Consider the following 18,311-nt stretch of genomic DNA (forward strand, 5'->3'; position numbering starts at 1 on the left):
GGGTCATGAGTCATAATGACCAACACCATGAGCGGTCATAATGACCATCAAGGAGTCAAAATGACCAGCAACCCCCTGCTCGCCACCCTCCTCCCTCTGGTAGCCGATCTTTCCCGCGAACTGCCGGACAGCGAACGCTATCGCCGGCTGCTGGAAGCCCTGCGCCAGTTGCTGCCCTGCGACGCCACGGCCCTGCTGCGCCTGGAAGGCGACCAGCTTGTGCCGCTGGCGGTGGACGGCCTCAGCCCCGACACTCTCGGCCGCCGCTTCAAGCTCACCGAGCATCCGCGCCTTCAGGCGCTTCTGGAGCGCCACGGGCCGACCCGCTTCGCCGCCGACTGCGGCCTGCCCGACCCTTACGACGGGCTGGTCGAGGGCCTTCACGGTCATCTGGAAGTTCACGACTGCCTGGGTTGCCCGCTGTTCCTCGACGAACAGCCCTGGGGCCTGCTGACCCTCGACGCGCTCGACCCCGAGCGCTTCTCCAGCGGCGACCTGGACAACCTGGAAGCCTTCGCCAGCCTCGCCGCCGCCACGGTGAAGGTCAGCCAGCGCATGCTCGACCTGGCCCGCCACGCCGAACACGAGGAACAGCGTGCCGAGGCCTACCAGCGCGCGTCCGGCAGCAAGCCGCGCGAGCTGATCGGCCAGAGCAAGGCGCACCGGCAGATGCTGGAGGAGATCAAGCTGGTCGGCAGCAGCGAGCTGAACGTGCTGATCAGTGGCGAGACCGGGGTCGGCAAGGAGCTGGTGGCCCAGGCCATCCACCAGCAGTCGGTACGACGGAGCAAGCCGATGGTCAGCCTGAACTGCGCAGCGCTGCCGGAGACCCTGGTGGAGAGCGAGCTGTTCGGCCACGTGCGCGGCGCCTTCTCCGGCGCGGTGGTCGAGCGGCGCGGCAAGTTCGAACTGGCCGACGGCGGCACGCTGTTCCTCGACGAGGTCGGCGAACTGCCGCTGGCGATCCAGGCCAAGCTCCTCCGCGTGCTGCAGAGCGGCCAGTTGCAGCGGCTCGGTTCGGACCGCGACCAGCATGTCGATGTACGCCTGATCGCCGCGACCAACCGCGACCTCGCCGACGAAGTCCGCGCCGGGCGCTTCCGTGCCGATCTCTATCACCGCCTGAGCGTCTATCCGCTGCGCGTCCCGGCGTTGCGCGAGCGGGGCAACGACATCCTCCTGCTGGCCGGCTACTTCCTCGAAGAGAATCGCCCGCGCCTCGGCCTGCGCAGCCTGCGCCTGAGCCGCGAAGCCCAGGCCGCGCTGCTCAACTACAACTGGCCGGGCAATGTACGCGAGCTGGAACACCTGATCGGCCGCGCCTCGTTGCGCGCGCTGGCGGCCCATTCGTCGCATTCGCGCATTCTCAGCCTGGAGACCGGCGACCTCGGTCTCAGCCAGGCATCGGATAACGCCCCCGGCGCCAATGCCGACGTGCAGATGGGCGAACTGCCCAGCGGCGAATTGCGCCCGGCAATGGAAGCCTTCCAGCGCCAACTGATCGCCCGCAGCCTGGAGCGGCACCAGGGCAACTGGGCGGCGGTGGCGCGCGAGCTTGGGGTGGATCGGGCCAATCTCAATCGGTTGGCGCGGCGGTTGGAGTTGAAGTGAGGACTTGCGCGGTGCTTCCCCTGCACTGTAGGAGCGCGCCATGCGTGCGATCACGGACATGGCCCGCTTATACAAAGATGCCCTCGCGTTGCCGGTTCCCTCACCCCTGCCCTCTCCCAAAGGGAGAGGGGGTACATTGGCGTCGAACGACACGTCGTGCCAACTGGCGACTCCGGACAGTCCCCTCTCCCTCTGGGAGAGGGTTAGGGTGAGGGAAACAAGACAGTTGCTCCTACGGCGCCGGGGACAAGGTAGCGGGCCTGCGGTCGCCTCACCCCGCCCCGACACCACGATGGTGGTAAACTGTCGCGCCCATTTTCCGAGCGGTCCCCGGCCCGCTTTCGCTGTCGAGCGCAACGCCTTATGGAAATCTTCAAGGAATTCACCTTCGAATCCGCCCACCGCCTGCCCAACGTACCGACCGGGCACAAATGCGGCCGTCTGCACGGGCACTCGTTCCGCGCAGCCATCTACATCGAGGGCGAGGTCGATCCGCATACCGGCTGGATTCGCGATTTCTCCGAGATCAAGGAAATCTTCAGGCCGATCTACGACCTGCTCGACCACAACTACCTGAACGACATTCCCGGCCTGGAAAATCCCACCAGCGAAAATCTCGCACGCTGGATCTGGCAACAGCTCAAGCCGGTGCTGCCGGAGCTGTCGCGCATCCGCGTGCACGAAACCTGCACCAGCGGCTGCGAATATCGCGGCGACTGAGACGCTCCCCATTCCCGTAGGGTGGTGTTGAGCGAAGCGATACCCACCAATGGCGGCGCCTCGATCGATGGGTATCGCTGCGCTCAACCCATCCTACGAAAGACCGCCCTGCGCACCCCGACGGTGCATCGAAATTCGCGCCCGCTCCACCAGCGGGCATGCCGTGGCGATAATCCCGCCCATTCGCTCCCACATAGTGGCACCGTGCTTGCTAGGCACGCACAGACCTCTAGGGAGACAGCCATGCTGCAGTTGCTGCGCCACCCGGCCCGCCGCGCCGACGACCATCAGTTCGATGCCCTGTTCGACGAACACGATCTCACCACCCGCCTGCCCGAACGCCAGCCGTTGCTCGGCCGCCTGAACCGCTTTGCCGACGCCCTGCACCAGCGCATCCGCGGCAGCCTGGGCGCGGCGGTGGATATCGCCGCCCATGCGCCGGAGCTGGCGCGCATCGCCGCCGAGACCGAGCGCAGCGGACAGATGCTCGCGCAGTCTTCGGAGCTGATCGCCAGCGCCAGCGAGCAGGTCAGCACCAGCCTCGACGCCGAACTGGTGCCCGGCGCCAGCCAGGTCGCGCAGCTGTCCCGCGAGGTGGTCGAGACCCTGCGCAACTGCCAGCAGAGCGGCGAGGAGGTGTTGCGCCAGGTGGAAGCCATCGACCACAGCGAAACCCAGCTGGAAAACGTGATCCAGCAACTGGGCCGCCAGCTCGAGGAGGTCAGCCAGGTGATCGGCGTGATCGCCAGCATCAGCCAGCAGACCAACCTGCTCGCCCTCAACGCCGCCATCGAGGCCGCGCGGGCCGGCGAGCATGGCCGCGGGTTCGCCGTGGTCGCAGAGGAAGTCCGCCGACTGGCCGGGCACACCACCGAAGCCACCGGCGACGTCAGCCGGATCATCTAAGCCTTCCGCGCCGGCATGGCCCAGTTGGGCGCCGCCGGAGCACAGATGCACGAGGCGGTCGCCGAGGGTCGCAACGGCATGGCGGCGATGACCGAGGGCCTGCAGCACACGCACCAGGCCATGGAACGGCTGGACGAGCGGGTCACCCACATCGCCGCCGGCACCGAGCAGATCGGCCAGGCGGTGCGCGCCATCAGCAGCGACGTGCACAACATCGCCCAGGTTTCCGCCGACCTGCTCGGCAAGGCCGGCCAGGTGCTGGAGCACAGCCAGGCAGTGCGCAAGGATGGCGATCACCTGCTCGACGGTCTTGGCGCCTTCCGCCTGCGCCTGCATCGCGACATGCAGGAGCGTGTCGAAGCCCTGGCCGACGAGGCACGACTGACCGGCGATGTAGCCACGGCCGAACGCCTGCTGCGCGAGACCCTCGCCTCGGACCCGCGCTTCGAGCTGTTCTACCTGGTCGGCAGCGATGGCCGGCAGGTCTCGGAAAACATCTTCGCCGATGGCGTGCAGGCCAGCGCCGGCAGCGCCAGGGGCCGCGACTGGGCGCAGCGTCCGTGGTTCCGCGCGGTGCGCGAAAGCGGCCGCAGCCACGTCACACCGGTCTATCGCTCCAGCGCCACCGATGCCTACTGCTTCACCGTTTCGGTGCCGGTACGCGATCGCGACGGCAGCCTGCTGCGCGTGCTGGGGGCGGACGTGCGGCTGTCGGCGCTGCTCTAACCTGTTCGCGAGCCCCCAAGGGCGGTAGACCGGTCGGCCAGCGTCTATCATGCCCAGATCAGACCTGCCGGATACCCGCCATGAGCGATCCCCTGCTTGCCATCCGCCCGCGCGCGGAGGACGTCGAAGGCGTCACCGTCCTCCGCGCCCTGCCCTCGGCCCGCTGCCGCAGCGTCGGGCCGTTCGTGTTCTTCGACCACATGCTCGGCGGCGATTTCGCCCCCGGCCAGGGCATGAACATTCGCCAGCATCCACATATCGGCCTGTCCACCCTCACCCATCTCTATGAGGGCGCGGTGCAGCACAAGGACAGCCTCGGCTCCGACCAACTGGTGCGTCCCGGCGATGTCAGCTGGATGACCGCCGGGCGCGGCGTCGCCCACGTCGAGCGCACGCCGGACACGCTGCGCCGCAGCGGCTCGCGCATGCATGGCCTGCAGCTCTGGCTGGCCCTGCCGAAGGAACTGGAAGGCTGCGAGCCGAGCTACGAGCACTACGCGGCGACGCAACTGCCGGAGAGCGAAGCGCTCGGCGTGCGCATCCGCATGATCGCCGGCAGCGGCTTCTGCCTGGAATCGCCGGTGTCGGTGCGCTCTCCCACCCTGTTCGCCGACCTGCAACTCAGCGCCGGCGCGACCCTGGCGATTCCGGCGGAGCACCCCGAGCGCGCGCTCTACCTGCTGGAGGGCGAAGCGCTGCTGGACGACGAACCGCTGCCGCTGCACGAAATGCTGGTGCTGCCCGCGGATGCCACGTTCACTCTCAGCGCCTGCGGCGACTGCCATGCGGTGATGATCGGCGGCGCGCCGCTGGACGGGCCGCGGCGGATGAACTGGAATTTCGTTGCCAGCGACCTCGCACTGATCGAGGAAGCCCGCCGGCGCTGGGCCAAAGGCGACTGGCCGACCGTCCCCGGCGAACTGGAACGCATCGAACTGCCGGGCTAGCCCGAACGCTCACATTGCACAGGATTCACGCAGGCCATGGACCAGTCGAACCAGAACCGCCACACCAGCGCCCTCACGGTATTGACCCTGCTGTTCTTCATGTGGGGCCTGATCACCTCGCTGAACGACATCCTCATCCCGCACCTGAAGTCGGTGTTCACCCTCTCCTACGTGCAGGCGTCGCTGGTCCAGTTCAGTTTCTTCACCGCCTACTTCGTCATGTCCTTCCCCGCCGGGCGGCTGGTGGAGAGGCTCGGCTACAAGGGCGGCATCATTGTCGGCCTGGCCACCGCCGGTTGCGGCTGCCTGCTGTTCTATCCGGCAGCTGGAGCGCAGTCCTATCCGTTCTTCCTGGCGGCGCTGTTCATCCTTGCCTCCGGTATCACCCTGCTGCAGGTGGCCGCCAACCCCTACGTGAACATTCTCGGCCGGCCGGAAACCGCCGCCTCGCGGCTGAACATGACCCAGGCCTTCAACTCGCTGGGCACCACGGTCGGCCCGCTGATCGGCTCGGTGACCATCCTCGCCATCGGTGCCGGCGCGGCCACGCAGATCGGCGATGCGGCCGCCGCCGAAGCCGATTCGGTGAAGATTCCCTATCTGGTGCTGGCCGGACTGCTGTTCGCCATCGCCGTATTGATCGGCCTGTTCCGCCTGCCGAAGATCCAGCACGGCACGCCCGGCGATGGCGCCGCAGCCGGACAGGAGTCGCTGTTCGGCCATCGGCATCTGCTGTTCGGCGTGCTCGGCATCTTCGCCTACGTCGGCGCGGAGGTTTCCATCGGCAGCTATCTGGTCAGCCTGATGGGCCAGCCGGATATCGCCGGGCTGCCCGCCAACGAGGCCGGCCGCTATCTGGCGCTGTACTGGGGCGGGGCGATGGTCGGCCGCTTCATCGGCAGCGTGATGATGCGCACCATCAAGCCGAACCGCATGCTGGCGTTCAATGCAATTACCAATACCGTGCTGATCACCATCGCCATCGTTTCCGGCGGGCATGTGGCGATGTGGGCGCTGATCCTGATCGGACTGTTCAACTCGATCATGTTCCCGACCATCTTCTCCCTCGCCCTGGAAGGCCTCGGCAGCCTGACCAGCAAGGGCTCGGGACTGCTCTGCATGGCCATCGTCGGCGGCGCGCTGATGCCGCTGATCCAGGCCTTCTTCGCCGACCGTATCGGCCTGCTGCACTCCTTTGCGATCCCGCTGCTGTGCTACCTGTACATCGCCTGGTTCGGCGCCCGGGGCTATCGCGTCGACCTGTTGCCGGAACGGCGGCGAGCGGTATCGCCGTAGGATGGGTTGAGCGAAGCGATACCCATGAACCGTGAGTGGACCCGCCAACGATGGGTATCGCTTCGCTCAACCCATCCTACGTGTCTCGAAAATATTTCCCGTAGGAGCAACTGTCTTGCCGCTGATGATGCTTTTGTAGGAGCGAGCTCTGCTCGCGAACATTGACCCCGCAAAAGCTTCGCGAGCAGAGCTCGCTCCTACAGGAATACGTCCCGTGTCTGATCGTAGGAGCGGGCCATGCCCGCGACGCTTTCGGGTTTGCGGGCATGGCCCGCTCCTACGGAAATCTCGGCCCGTAATCAACCGCCGAAACGCTCGTCCAGCAGATTGCGCATGGCCTGGAAGGCGCGGGCGGCGACTTTCGCGTTGTACTGCATCATGCCCGGCACCTGGGCGTGCGGGTCGGTGAAGGAATGCACGGCGCCGCCGAAGCTGGTCAGTTGCCAGTCCACGCCGGCATCGGTCATTTCCTTGGCGAACTCCGTCAGTTGCTCGCGCGGCACCAGCGGGTCGGAAGCGCCGTCGAGGACCAGCACCGCGCCCTTGATGTTCTTCGCGTCGGCCGGGTTCGGGGTATCCAGGGTGCCATGGAAGGACACCGCAGCCGCCACCGGCGCGCCGTCGCGGGCCAGCTCCAGGGCGCAGCAGCCGCCGAAGCAGAAGCCGAAGGTGGCGAGTTTGGCGGTGTCCAGCGGCGCCTTGCCGGCCTGGGCCTGCAGCGCCTTGAGCGCACCTTGCATACGGCGACGCAGCAGTGCGCGATCGTTCTTCACGGGCATCATCGCAGCACCGGCTTCGTCAGCGTTGGTCGGACGCACGGAGGCACCGTAGAGATCGGCGACGAACACGACGTAATCCTGGCCGGCAACCTGTCTGGCGATGTCGATGGCGCCCTGGCTGACGCCCATCCAGTTCGGCGCCATCACCAGGCCGGGACGCGCCGCATTGCTGGCTGCGTCATACACGAGTTGGCCTTCGAAAGCCTGGCCATCGACTTCGTAGGCGACTGCCTGAACGGTGATCTGACTCATGCGGGAATTCCTTTCTTCTTTTATGGGGGTGGAATAGTACAAAGCCCGCATCAGCGGGCTTTGTAAGGTTTTGCAACTCAGGCGGAGAGTTCCACCAGCAGCTTGTTCAGCCGGCGCACGTAGGCGGCCGGGTCCTTCAGGCTGTCGCCGGCGGCCAGCGCGGCCTGGTCGAAGAGGATGTGGCTGAGATCGGCAAAGCGGTCTTCGTCCGGCTCGGCATCCAGCTTCTCGATCAGCGGGTGGCTGGGGTTGAACTCGAAGATCGGCTTCGACTCCGGCACCTTCTGCCCGCTGGCTTCGAGGATCTGGCGCATCTGCAGGCCGAGGTCCTGTTCGCCGATGGCGAGGATCGCCGGCGAGTCGGTCAGGCGGTGCGACACGCGCACTTCGGCCACTTCGTCACCCAGTGCGGCTTTCAGGCGCTCGACCAGCCCTTCCTTGGCCTTGGCTACTTCTTCCTGGGCCTGCTTGTCCTCTTCCGAGTCCAGCTTGCCGAGGTCGAGGTCGCCACGTGCCACGTCGACGAAGGCCTTGCCGTCGAAGTCGGTGAGGTAGCTCATCAGCCACTCGTCGATGCGGTCGGTGAGCAGCAGCACTTCGATGCCTTTCTTGCGGAAGACCTCCAGGTGCGGGCTGTTCTTCACCTGGGCGTAACTTTCGCCGGTGAGGAAGTAGATTTTCTCCTGGCCTTCCTTCATGCGACCGATGTAGTCGGCCAGGCTGACGCTCTGCTCGCCGCTGTCGTCCCCGGTTGAGGCGAAGCGCAGCAGGCCGGCGATCTTCTCCTTGTTGGCGAAGTCTTCCGCCGGGCCTTCTTTCAGCACCTGGCCGAAGTTCTTCCAGAAGTCCTTGTATTTTTCCGGCTCGTTCTTCGCCAGTTTCTCCAGCATGTCCAGCACGCGCTTGGTCAGTGCCGACTTCATCGAGTCGATCACCGGGTCCTTCTGCAGAATTTCGCGGGAGACGTTCAGCGACAGGTCGTTGGAGTCGACCACGCCCTTGATGAAGCGCAGGTACAGCGGCAGGAACTCGTCGGCCTGATCCATGATGAACACGCGCTGCACGTACAGCTTGAGGCCGCGCGGGGCCTCGCGGTGGTACAGGTCGAACGGCGCGCGGCCCGGCACGTAGAGCAGCGAGGTGTATTCCAGCTTGCCTTCGACCTTGTTGTGGCTCCAGCTCAGCGGGTCTTCGAAGTCGTGCGCGGTGTGCTTGTAGAACTCCTGGTATTCCTCGTCCTTGATCTCGGTACGCGGACGGGTCCACAGGGCGCTGGCGCGGTTGACGGTTTCCCACTCGGGCTCGGCCGGCTTGTCCGCCTCCTCCCCGTAGTGCTCCTTCGGCAGTTCGATGGGCAGGGCGATGTGGTCGGAGTATTTCTTGACGATGTTGCGCAGGCGCCAGCCGTCGGCGAACTCCTCTTCACCAGCCTTCAGGTGCAGGACGATACGGGTGCCGCGCTCGGCCTTCTCGACGGTTGCGACCTCGAAGTCGCCCTCGCCTTTCGACGACCAGTGCACGCCTTCCGCAGCCGGCGCGGCGGCGCGGCGGGTGAACACGTCGACCTTGTCGGCAACGATGAAGGCACTGTAGAAGCCCACGCCGAACTGGCCGATCAGGTGCGAATCCTTCCTCTGGTCGCCGGAGAGGTTCTTCAGGAAGTCGGCGGTGCCGGACTTGGCGATGGTGCCAAGGTGCGCGATCACTTCCTCGCGGCTCATGCCGATGCCGTTGTCTTCGAGGGTGACGGTCTTCGCATCCTTGTCGAAGCTGACGCGGATCTTCAGCTCGGCGCCGCCTTCGAGCAGTTCCGGCTTGGCCAGGGCTTCGAAACGCAGCTTGTCGGCGGCGTCCGAGGCGTTGGAAATCAGCTCGCGGAGGAAGATTTCCTTGTTCGAATAGAGGGAATGGATCATCAGATGAAGCAGTTGCTTCACTTCAGTCTGAAAACCCAGGGTTTCTTTTTGAGTTTCCACGCTCATCGGTCTCACTCCGAGGATGACAATGCCGCAACAAGCGGCGGATGTCGGCGAGATGGGGGCTTCCTGAAAGATTTCAAGGGCTTGCTTGCAAGAAGCCGGATCAGGGTGCCAGCAGTTCGATGCTCGACACTTCGGCGGGATGCAGGACGAAGCTCGCCTGCCCCGGCCCACTGATGATCCGGCGGATGACGATCTGGCCTTCACTATCGAGCCCGGCGAAGACGCCCTCGGCAGTACTGCCGCGCTGCGTGACGACACGCATGCGGCGATTCTGGAACCGCTGCGGCTCCGCGCGGAGCTGCTCCAGTGCCAGCGCCCCCTGCTGCTGCGCAACAGCGGGAGCGACTGCGGCGACCTCCGGTTGCGGTTCGTCGACCACGGGAGACTGCATGGGCGGAGCGCCCTCACGCAGCCTTGGGTAATGGTCGTCGCGCACCGCCCAGCCCTTCTGCGCCGAGCGGTAGAGTTCGACCTGCAGCCAATCGGGCTGGCCAGCCACCCTGAAGCCCAGCGGTACGCTCAATTCGTTGCGGCGGGTATCCAGGCGCGGCAACGGCGACAGCTCCACCTCATGGCTGGCGAAACGCCGTTGCAGATAGTCGCGCAGGACCCAGGCAAGGGTATCCTGGGAATCGAAGCGGGTATCCACCAGGCCGTCCCTGTAGCGCAGGCGGTCGGTATACAGCTCGATCTGCCCGCTCAAGGTGGTTTTGTATTCCGCCGGCAGCACCAGATGGAAAGCGCCGCGCATGCGGTTCGGCGACTCCGGGTGCAGGTCCAGATGCAAGCTGTAGCCCCGGCTCAGACGCCGGGCCTCGGGCAGGTCCTGCTCCGGCTCCAGCCAGCTGATCTCGATCTCCGGGCGGACACCGCTATCGTCCGGCAATACATCCAGTTGCAGCGGGCCGTTCGGCAGTTGCGGCAAACGCACCTGGATTTCGCGCCGGGCATAGAAGTCCTGCCCTTCTCGCAGGCTCAGCACACCGTCGATCAGCTCGGCCTGTTCCGGAGCGAAAGGCGCGCCGCGGAACTCGCCGCGCAGGCTGATCGCCAGCTCCGGCTGTGGCGGCGGCTCCGGCCTGAGCCATTTCAGGCTGAAGAGCGCCTCCAGCCGAGAGCTGTCGTGGCTGGCCATCAGCGCCAGACCGACCACCAGCGGAATCCAGCCCAGCGCGCCAAACACCACAGCCTTGCGCACCAATCCCCAATAGCGCAGCAGGAACACCAGCGCCAGCGGCGGAAACAGGCTGGCGATGCCCCACAGCAGGCTGCGCCCGAAGGCCAGCATGACGAACCACACATAGCCCGCCAGGATCAGCAGCAGCCCGCCCAGGATCAGCAAGGTTTCCATTCGATGCCTCGTGGCTAGGGCACGTCGATCTTGAAATGCGCGCGCGCCGTGGCAATCGGTTCGTCACGATGGGTCTGCCAGGCGGTGATCGCCACGTTCGCCACCTTCCGACCCTGGCGCCAGACCTGGCACTGCGCGTAGGTATCGCGGAAGTGCCCGGCACGCAGGTAGTCGGTCGAAAAGTCGATGATCTTGGGGATGTGCGGAACGCCCATGAACATCAGCAGGTGCAGCACCGCCGAATGCTCCATGAACCCCGCGATCACCCCGCCATGCAGTGCCGGCAGGATCGGATTGCCGATATTGTCCTTGTTCGCCGGCAGGTGGAAGATCGCCTCGTCCCCCTGGCGCTGGCACTGGATACCGATCATCCGGGCGTAGGGAATGGCGTCGATCAACGGACTGTAGTCGTTGGTTTCGCGGGCCACGCACACCAGTTCGGCGATGTTGAGCACGGTCATTGCGCACCTCCGGCGGCCTTGGGCGGCCTGGTCGCATTCTTGCCCAGGCGCATGAAGGTGCCGACCACATGGGCGATCGGCTTCTGCGGGTCGTCCTGGAAGGCGAAACCACGGGTAAAGATGACTTCCCGCGTTACCCGGTAGCATTCGGCGAATCCATAGACGTCCTTGCCCGGCTCGGCCGGTCGCATGTAGTCCACGCGCAGGTCCAGCGTCGGGCACACCTCGAATTCGGGCAGCACGCAAACGGTGGAGATGCCGCAGGCGGTATCCATCAGGGTGGTGATGGCGCCCCCGTGGATCACGCCGGTTTCCGGATTGCCGATGATCGATTCGCTATAAGGCAGGCGTAATGTCAGTCCCTTTTCGTCCGCTGAATGAATACTGACGCCAAGCACCTGGCAGTGCCTGATGACCATGAGAAAACGCTGTGCGCGCTCTAGAATGGGGCTCTTGCTCATCAATGCGATTCAACCAAGTCACTGAACGAGAGCGCATCATACCCCGCCGGACGAAGGGCCTACAGAGCGCGAAAAACGAAGATTTGTAGATTCGTCAGGAACTTCTGCCACACTCCTCATCTCAAACGGTTATCAACAGGAAAGCCATACATGGAGGCTCCGCAATGAAAAAAGCTCTTCCCTTCGCTCTGCTGCTGGCTGCTGGTCTGGGTCTCGCCGCCTGCGACAAGAAGGAAGAATCCAGTGCACCGGCTACCCCGCCGGCCACCGAGCAACCGGCTGAGCCGGCACCGGCACCGACCACTCCGCCTGCCAGCGAACCTGCTCCGGCCGCGCCGAGCACCGCCCCTGCACCGGCGGAAGGCGAACAGCAGAGCCAGTAACCCGCGTTACTACGTAAAACACGAGGCCCGCATTTGCGGGCCTCGTCGTTTCTACTCGGTTTCCTTTGGCGGCTCGCTGAGCGACGTCGGCGTGTAGACCATCACGTTCAGCACGTCGGAATGGAACTCGCGGCGATACAGCACCAGCACCACGCCGGCAGTGACCAGCATGAACAGCCAGGGGTGGATGAACCAGGCGAGCATCGCCAGGCCGAAGTAGTAGGAACGCAGGCCCAGGTTGAACTGGTTGGCCGCCATCGACACCACCCGCGCGGCGCGATCGGCGAATGCCCTGCGTTCCTGCTCATTGACGTGACGCTCGGCGACCATCGGCGCCGATCCCACCAGCACCGCGGCGAAGTTGTACTGGCGCATGCACCAGCTGAAGGTGAAGAAGGCATAGACGAACACCACCGCCAGGGCGAGCAGCTTCAGCTCGGACAGGCTGCGGCTGGCGGGTTGGGTGAACGGCAGGTCCGCCAGTACCGAGATGGTCTGCTCGGCGGAACCGAGCAGCGTCAGGATGCCGGCCAGGATGATCAGGGTGCTGGAGGCGAAGAAGGAGGCGTTGCGCTCCAGATTGGCGATCACGCTGGCGTCGGCCACCCGGTTGTCACGCAGCAACAGGCGACGCATCCAGTCTTCCCGGTAGAGATGCAGCACGCTGGCCAGGCACGGCGTATCGCGCCCCTTCCAGGTGGCATAGCGGGTATAGCCGAGCCAGCAGAACACGAACCACAGCACTGCGATGAGGTTCCACAGGTATTGCACGTCGAACAGGTCGGAAACGTCGGTCATGGCTATCCTTGGCCGCTCCTGACGTCAGGCTCGGCTCGATCCGGTAACTGGAGAAATCGCCGCAGTTAGACACATTTCGCGGCTCCCAGGTTACGCCGTAGGCATAAAAAAGGTCGCCCGGAACAGACCGTGTGAAAACGTCGCGAGCGAAGGTTAGGCAAGGCGAAATCAGGCGAAAAAGCGCAGTTTACGAGCTGTAAATGAGCATTTTGAGCCTGATTTCAACGCCGCATAACCGAGCGCAGCAGTTTTCACACAGTCTGGAAGGCGACCTCTTTTTGACTGCCGGGATCAGGCCATCGCTTCGGCCGGTTTGCCCAGCAGACGATCGACCCCCACCATCAGCGCCAGTGCGATGACCGACGGGATCAGCCAGGCCAGGCCCTGTTCAGTCAGGGGCAGGTGAGTCATCCAGGACGGCATCCAGGCATCCAGACCGGCACCCTTCAGCGCATCGATGACGCCGAACAGCAGGGAAACCGCCATTACCGGCGCGACGATGCGGGCCTGCGAGTGCCACAGGCCGGCGCAGAAGCTCAGCGCGACGAGAACGATGCACGGCGGGTAGATGGCGGTCAGCACCGGCACCGAGAAGGCGATCAGCTTGGTCAGGCCGAGGTTGGAAACCTGCAGCGAGAAGCCAGCGAGGATGATCACCAGGCTGCGATAGGACAGCGGCACGATGCGGCAGAAGTACTCGGCGCAGGCGCAGGTCAGGCCAACGGCGGTGACCAGGCAGGCCAGGGCGATCAGCACGGCGAGGAAGCCGCTGCCCAGCGAACCGAAGGTGTGCTGCACGTAGGCATGCAACACCGCCGCGCCATTTGCAGCGCCGGCCGCGATGTCATGGCTGCCCGCGCCAAGACGGAACAGGCTGATATACACCAGCGCCAGCCCTACCCCGGCGATCAGGCCGGCGATGACAGCGTAGCGGGTGATCAGGCGCGGCGACTGCACGCCACGGGAACGGATCGCATTGACGATGACGATGCCGAATACCAGCGCCCCCAGGGTATCCATGGTCAGGTAGCCATTGATGAAGCCCTGGGAGAACGCCGCGTTCTGGTAGGCCGGTTCGGCGGTGCCGATAGTGCCGGCCGGCAGCATGAAGGCAGCGATGCCCAGTGCGGCCAGAGCGACGATCTTCAGCGGCGCGAGGAAGCGGCCGACGGTATCCAGCAGGCGGCCGGGATACAGCGAGATCACCAGCACGACCAGGAAGTAGACCAGGCTGTAGATGAACAGCGGCAAGGGGCCGTCCCCGGTCAGCGGCGCCAGCCCTACTTCGAAGGAAACGGTGGCGGTGCGCGGGGTGGCGAACAGCGGGCCGACCGACAGGTAGCAGACGGCCGCGAGCAATCCGCCGGCAACTCGGCCAATGGGATGGCTGAGGGTGTCCATCGCCCCGCCGACCTTGGCCAGGGCGACCACGGTGATCACCGGCAGGCCGACGGCGGTGATCAGGAAGCCCAGGGCCGCCATCCATACGTGTGGACCGGACTGCAGGCCGACGATGGGCGGGAAGATGATGTTGCCTGCCCCGACGAACAGGGCAAAAGTCATAAAACCAAGCGCCAGGATATCCTGGCCTTTCAAGACGTTCATGAAGGGAAATACCACAGTGCTGAAACGGGGGTTAGCAGAGGTCTTCCTAATGGCTCGTGGCCAGGTACGCTCCTGCATTCTCGGAGTCCCGCCATCCGTGACGGGTCAGGAAATACGCTCGCCCGGGTAGGACGAACGGCACGCCGGACGTCACCCTTGTGGGGCGAGAGGTCCAAGTAGTTGCTAGCCTAACGATTTGCCGATCCGGACGGCAGTGACACAAGTCAGGCTGTCTCCGGGATGTTCGAGGCTGTCGCATCGACGACAGTTATTGCGGGGGTTTGGTAACGACAGAGGCCACCCGCGGGTGGCCTCTGTGCGATGCACGGTCGGTAAGCGAGACGCTTACTTGACTTCCCAGCCAGTCAGCTCGGCCAGGGCCTTGCCGATGTCAGCCAGGGAACGCACGGTTTTCACACCGGCGTCCTGCAGGGCGGCGAACTTCTCGTCCGCAGTGCCCTTGCCACCGGAGATGATGGCGCCAGCATGGCCCATGCGCTTGCCCGGCGGGGCAGTCACACCAGCGATGTAGGAAACCACCGGCTTGGTGACGTTGGCCTTGATGTAGGCAGCAGCTTCTTCTTCAGCGGAACCGCCGATCTCACCGATCATGACGATCGCTTCGGTCTTCGGATCTTCCTGGAACAGCTTCAGGATGTCGATGAAGTTGGAGCCCGGGATCGGGTCGCCACCGATGCCCACGCAGGTGGACTGGCCGAAGCCGGCGTCGGTGGTCTGCTTCACGGCTTCATAGGTCAGGGTGCCGGAACGCGACACGATGCCTACCTTGCCCGGCAGGTGGATGTGACCCGGCATGATGCCGATCTTGCACTCGCCGGGAGTGATCACGCCCGGGCAGTTCGGGCCGATCAGGCGTACGCCCAGCTCGTCGCACTTGACCTTGGCTTCCAGCATGTCGATGGTCGGGATGCCTTCGGTGATGCAGACGATCAGCTTGATGCCGCCGAAGGCAGCTTCCAGGATCGAGTCCTTGCAGAACGGAGCCGGAACGTAGATCACCGACGCGTCGGCGCCAGTGGCTTCCACGGCTTCCTTGACGGTGTTGAACACCGGCAGGCCCAGGTGGGTGGTGCCGCCCTTGCCGGGGGTCACGCCGCCGACCATCTTGGTGCCGTAGGCGATGGCTTGCTCGGAGTGGAAGGTACCCTGCGAGCCGGTGAAGCCCTGGCAGATGACTTTGGTGTCTTTGTTGATCAGGACGCTCATTACTTACCCTCCGCGGCCTTGACGACTTGCTGGGCGGCGTCGGTCAGACCGTTCGCAGCGATGATGTTCAGACCGCTTTCGGCCAGAACCTTGGCGCCGAGATCGGCGTTGTTGCCTTCCAGGCGAACCACGACCGGAACCTTCACGCCAACTTCCTTCACTGCACCGATGATGCCTTCGGCGATCATGTCGCAGCGCACGATGCCGCCGAAGATGTTCACCAGAACGGCCTTCACGTTGTCATCGGAGAGGATGATCTTGAACGCTTCGGTCACGCGCTCTTTGGTCGCGCCGCCGCCAACGTCGAGGAAGTTCGCCGGCTTGCCGCCGTGCAGGTTGACGATGTCCATGGTGCCCATCGCCAGACCGGCGCCGTTCACCATGCAGCCGATGTTGCCGTCCAGCGCAACGTAGTTCAGCTCCCACTTCTGCGCATGGGCTTCACGAGCGTCGTCCTGGGACGGGTCGTGCATGGCACGCAGCTTGGGCTGACGGTACATGGCGTTGGAGTCGATGTTGATCTTGGCGTCCAGGCAGTGCAGGTTGCCGTCTTTCTTGATCACCAGCGGGTTCACTTCCAGCAGTGCCAGGTCGTAGTCCTGGAACAGCTTGGCCAGGCCAACGAAGATGTGGGTGAACTGCTTGATCTGGTCGCCTTGCAGGCCCAGCTGGAAGGCCAGCTCGCGGCCCTGGTACGGCTGAGCGCCGACCAGCGGGTCGATGGTGGCCTTGAGGATCTTCTCAGGAGTCTCGTGAGCGACTTTCTCGATGTCCACGCCACCTTCGGTGGAAGCCATGAACACGATACGGCGGCTGGAACGATCGACTACGGCGCCGAGGTACAGCTCCTTGTCGATATCAGTGCAGGATTCCACCAGGATCTTGCTGACCGGCTGGCCGTTGGCGTCTGTCTGGTAGGTCACCAGACGCTTGCCCAGCCAATTGGCGGCGAACGCCTTGGCGTCCTCTTTGCTCTTGACCAGCTTCACACCGCCCGCTTTACCGCGGCCACCGGCGTGCACCTGGGCCTTCACGACCCACTCGCTGCCACCGATTTTTTCACAGGCTTCTGCGGCCTCTTCGGGTGTGTCGACGGCAAAGCCCTTGGATACGGGCAGGCCGTACTCAGCGAACAGCTGCTTACCCTGATACTCGTGGAGATTCATGCTTGTCTACCGTTTTCGTCTTGGGTATTGCGCATTCGGCGCAGCGCGCAAGGCACCGCGCCACCTGTGACCAGATCCCCGGAGGGAAACGGTCCGGCGGGGTCGGTCGGCAGTCCCTCGCGAATGGCTGCCGACCTCCCCCGCCGTGGTCCTGTCGTCTTAGCGCTTCTTGCGGTTGGCGATGTGGATGGCGTGGCCATTCACTGCCAGGGCCGCTTCGTGCAGCGCTTCGGACAGAGTCGGGTGGGAGAAGACCATCATGCCCAGGTCTTCGGCACTGGTGCCGAATTCCATGCCGATCGCGCCCTGCTGCACCAGCTCGGCGGCGCTCGGGCCGATCACGTGGACGCCCAGTACGCGGTCGGTCTTGGCATCGGCGATGACCTTGACCAGGCCGGTGGTGTCGTTGGCTGCCATGGCACGGCCGCTGGCGGCGAACGGGAAGGTGCCGACGTTGACTTCGACGCCTTCAGCCTTCAGGGACTGCTCGGTCTTGCCGACCCATGCGATTTCCGGGTGGGTGTAGATCACCGACGGAATCAGGTCGTAGTTCATCTGCGCCTTGTGGCCGGCGATACGCTCGGCGACCATCACGCCCTCTTCCGAGGCCTTGTGCGCCAGCATTGCGCCGCGGACCACGTCACCAATGGCGTAGACGCCCGGAACGCTGGTCCGGCAGTAGTCGTCGACGAAGATGAAGCCGCGCTCGTCGAGGGTCACGCCGCTGTCGGCGGCCAGCAGATCGGTGGTCACCGGACGACGGCCTACCGCAACGATCAGCTTGTCGAAGACTTCCTTCTGCTCGCCGTTGGCGTCGGTGAAGCTGACGGTTACCTGCTTCTTCTTCACCTCGGTGCCGGTCACGCGGGCGCCCAGGCGAATCTTCAGGCCCTGCTTGGTCAGGACCTTCATGGCTTCCTTGGCGATCTGCTCGTCGGCAGCCGGGAGGAACTTGTCCAGGGCTTCCAGAACGGTCACTTCAGCGCCCAGGCGGGCCCATACCGAACCCAGCTCCAGGCCGATGACGCCGGCGCCGATGACGCCCAGCTTCTTCGGTACGCTCTGGAATTCCAGGGCGCCGGTGGAGTCGACGATCACGTCCTGGTCGACCGGGGCCGGCGGGATTTCGACCGGCTTGGAGCCGGAAGCGATGATCACGTTCTCGGCTTCCAGGACCTGCACCTTGCCGTCCAGACCGGTCACTTCGACCTGCTTGTTGGCCAGCACCTTGCCGTGGCCTTCGAAGGCGGTGACGCCGTTGGCCTTGAACAGGGTAGCGATGCCGCCAGTCAGGTTCTTGACGATGTTGGCCTTGCGCTCGACCATCGCCGGCACGTCCATGGAGACGCCCTTCACCTCGATGCCGTGGACCTTAAAGGCTTCCTTGGCTTCGTGGTACTTGTAGGAGCTGTCCAGCAGCGCCTTGGACGGGATGCAGCCTACGTTCAGGCAGGTGCCGCCGAGAGCGACTTTACCGTCCTTGCCGATGTACTTCTCGATGCAGGCGGTCTTCAGGCCGAGTTGGGCGGCACGGATGGCGGTAACGTAACCGCCGGGGCCAGCGCCAATCACAACCACGTCGAATTTCTGGCTCATATTCAATCCTTAATTCCGGTGAGGCGAACGGCCCCTTGTGGGGG

At 64.6% G+C, this 18,311-nt stretch carries 16 protein-coding genes and 1 pseudogene; 7 read left to right on the forward strand and 10 right to left on the reverse strand.

Annotated features, from left to right (window positions below; genetic code table 11):
- The first annotated feature begins 60 nt into the window (after window positions 1-60).
- From norR to JFY56_RS03235, 6 genes and pseudogenes are all read left to right on the forward strand, one after another.
- Complete coding sequence (norR, locus tag JFY56_RS03215) at window positions 61-1,611, forward strand: nitric oxide reductase transcriptional regulator NorR (RefSeq protein ID WP_208312020.1); 1,551 nt, start codon at window positions 61-63, stop codon at window positions 1,609-1,611.
- A 363-nt stretch (window positions 1,612-1,974) separates the two neighbouring features.
- Window positions 1,975-2,331 carry a 6-carboxytetrahydropterin synthase QueD gene (gene queD / locus JFY56_RS03220; RefSeq protein ID WP_208312021.1) on the forward strand — a complete coding sequence of 119 codons (357 nt, stop codon included), beginning with the start codon at window positions 1,975-1,977 and terminating at the stop codon, window positions 2,329-2,331.
- Window positions 2,332-3,051: 720 nt separating this feature from the next.
- Window positions 3,052-3,202 (forward strand): annotated as a pseudogene (locus JFY56_RS24695) (methyl-accepting chemotaxis protein); the annotation flags it as partial.
- Between the two features lie 80 nt (window positions 3,203-3,282).
- Window positions 3,283-3,963 carry a PDC sensor domain-containing protein gene (locus tag JFY56_RS24365; RefSeq protein ID WP_236032407.1) on the forward strand — a complete coding sequence of 227 codons (681 nt, stop codon included), beginning with the start codon at window positions 3,283-3,285 and terminating at the stop codon, window positions 3,961-3,963.
- A gap of 80 nt (window positions 3,964-4,043) precedes the next feature.
- A complete protein-coding gene (locus JFY56_RS03230; protein ID WP_208312022.1) occupies window positions 4,044-4,910 on the forward strand; it encodes a pirin family protein in 867 nt (288 codons plus the stop codon).
- 36 nt (window positions 4,911-4,946) lie between these two features.
- Window positions 4,947-6,206, forward strand: a complete 1,260-nt coding sequence (locus tag JFY56_RS03235) for a sugar MFS transporter (RefSeq protein WP_208312023.1) — start codon at window positions 4,947-4,949, stop codon at window positions 6,204-6,206.
- 299 nt (window positions 6,207-6,505) lie between these two features.
- On the opposite strand, the gene JFY56_RS03240 is transcribed toward JFY56_RS03235, so the two are convergent.
- From JFY56_RS03240 to JFY56_RS03260, 5 genes are all read right to left on the reverse strand, one after another.
- The gene (locus JFY56_RS03240) at window positions 6,506-7,237 is read right to left on the reverse strand and encodes a dienelactone hydrolase family protein (RefSeq protein ID WP_208312024.1); all 732 of its coding nucleotides are present in this window, start codon (window positions 7,235-7,237) and stop codon (window positions 6,506-6,508) included.
- Window positions 7,238-7,314: 77 nt separating this feature from the next.
- Window positions 7,315-9,219 (reverse strand): molecular chaperone HtpG, encoded by a 1,905-nt coding sequence (htpG, locus tag JFY56_RS03245; protein WP_208312025.1) that lies wholly within the window; start codon window positions 9,217-9,219, stop codon window positions 7,315-7,317.
- A gap of 100 nt (window positions 9,220-9,319) precedes the next feature.
- Window positions 9,320-10,570 (reverse strand): MFS transporter, encoded by a 1,251-nt coding sequence (locus JFY56_RS03250; protein ID WP_208312026.1) that lies wholly within the window; start codon window positions 10,568-10,570, stop codon window positions 9,320-9,322.
- Between the two features lie 14 nt (window positions 10,571-10,584).
- Window positions 10,585-11,031, reverse strand: a complete 447-nt coding sequence (locus JFY56_RS03255; RefSeq protein ID WP_208312027.1) for a PaaI family thioesterase — start codon at window positions 11,029-11,031, stop codon at window positions 10,585-10,587.
- Entirely contained in the window at window positions 11,028-11,492 is a 465-nt protein-coding gene (locus JFY56_RS03260) for a PaaI family thioesterase (RefSeq protein WP_208312028.1), read from the reverse strand. The genes JFY56_RS03255 and JFY56_RS03260 overlap by 4 nt, the downstream gene beginning before the upstream one ends.
- Window positions 11,493-11,656: 164 nt before the next feature.
- Between JFY56_RS03260 and JFY56_RS03265 the strand changes: the two genes are divergently transcribed.
- Window positions 11,657-11,875 carry a hypothetical protein gene (locus JFY56_RS03265; RefSeq protein WP_208312029.1) on the forward strand — a complete coding sequence of 73 codons (219 nt, stop codon included), beginning with the start codon at window positions 11,657-11,659 and terminating at the stop codon, window positions 11,873-11,875.
- A 51-nt stretch (window positions 11,876-11,926) separates the two neighbouring features.
- Here JFY56_RS03265 and JFY56_RS03270 read toward each other — a convergent pair whose 3' ends face one another.
- From JFY56_RS03270 to lpdA, 5 genes are all read right to left on the reverse strand, one after another.
- Window positions 11,927-12,673 carry a DUF599 domain-containing protein gene (locus JFY56_RS03270; protein ID WP_208312030.1) on the reverse strand — a complete coding sequence of 249 codons (747 nt, stop codon included), beginning with the start codon at window positions 12,671-12,673 and terminating at the stop codon, window positions 11,927-11,929.
- A 291-nt stretch (window positions 12,674-12,964) separates the two neighbouring features.
- Window positions 12,965-14,278 carry a branched-chain amino acid transport system II carrier protein gene (gene brnQ / locus JFY56_RS03275; RefSeq protein WP_208312031.1) on the reverse strand — a complete coding sequence of 438 codons (1,314 nt, stop codon included), beginning with the start codon at window positions 14,276-14,278 and terminating at the stop codon, window positions 12,965-12,967.
- 345 nt (window positions 14,279-14,623) lie between these two features.
- Window positions 14,624-15,505: a succinate--CoA ligase subunit alpha gene (gene sucD / locus JFY56_RS03280; protein WP_208312032.1), complete on the reverse strand. Its 882-nt coding sequence runs from the start codon at window positions 15,503-15,505 to the stop codon at window positions 14,624-14,626.
- Window positions 15,505-16,671: an ADP-forming succinate--CoA ligase subunit beta gene (gene sucC / locus JFY56_RS03285; RefSeq protein WP_208312033.1), complete on the reverse strand. Its 1,167-nt coding sequence runs from the start codon at window positions 16,669-16,671 to the stop codon at window positions 15,505-15,507. The genes sucD and sucC overlap by 1 nt, the downstream gene beginning before the upstream one ends.
- A 159-nt stretch (window positions 16,672-16,830) precedes the next feature.
- A complete protein-coding gene (gene lpdA, locus JFY56_RS03290) occupies window positions 16,831-18,267 on the reverse strand; it encodes a dihydrolipoyl dehydrogenase (RefSeq protein WP_208312034.1) in 1,437 nt (478 codons plus the stop codon).
- Window positions 18,268-18,311: the final 44 nt, after the last annotated feature.

The organism is Pseudomonas schmalbachii (assembly GCF_017589465.1).
GTDB classification, from domain to species: Bacteria; Pseudomonadota; Gammaproteobacteria; order Pseudomonadales; family Pseudomonadaceae; genus Pseudomonas; species Pseudomonas schmalbachii.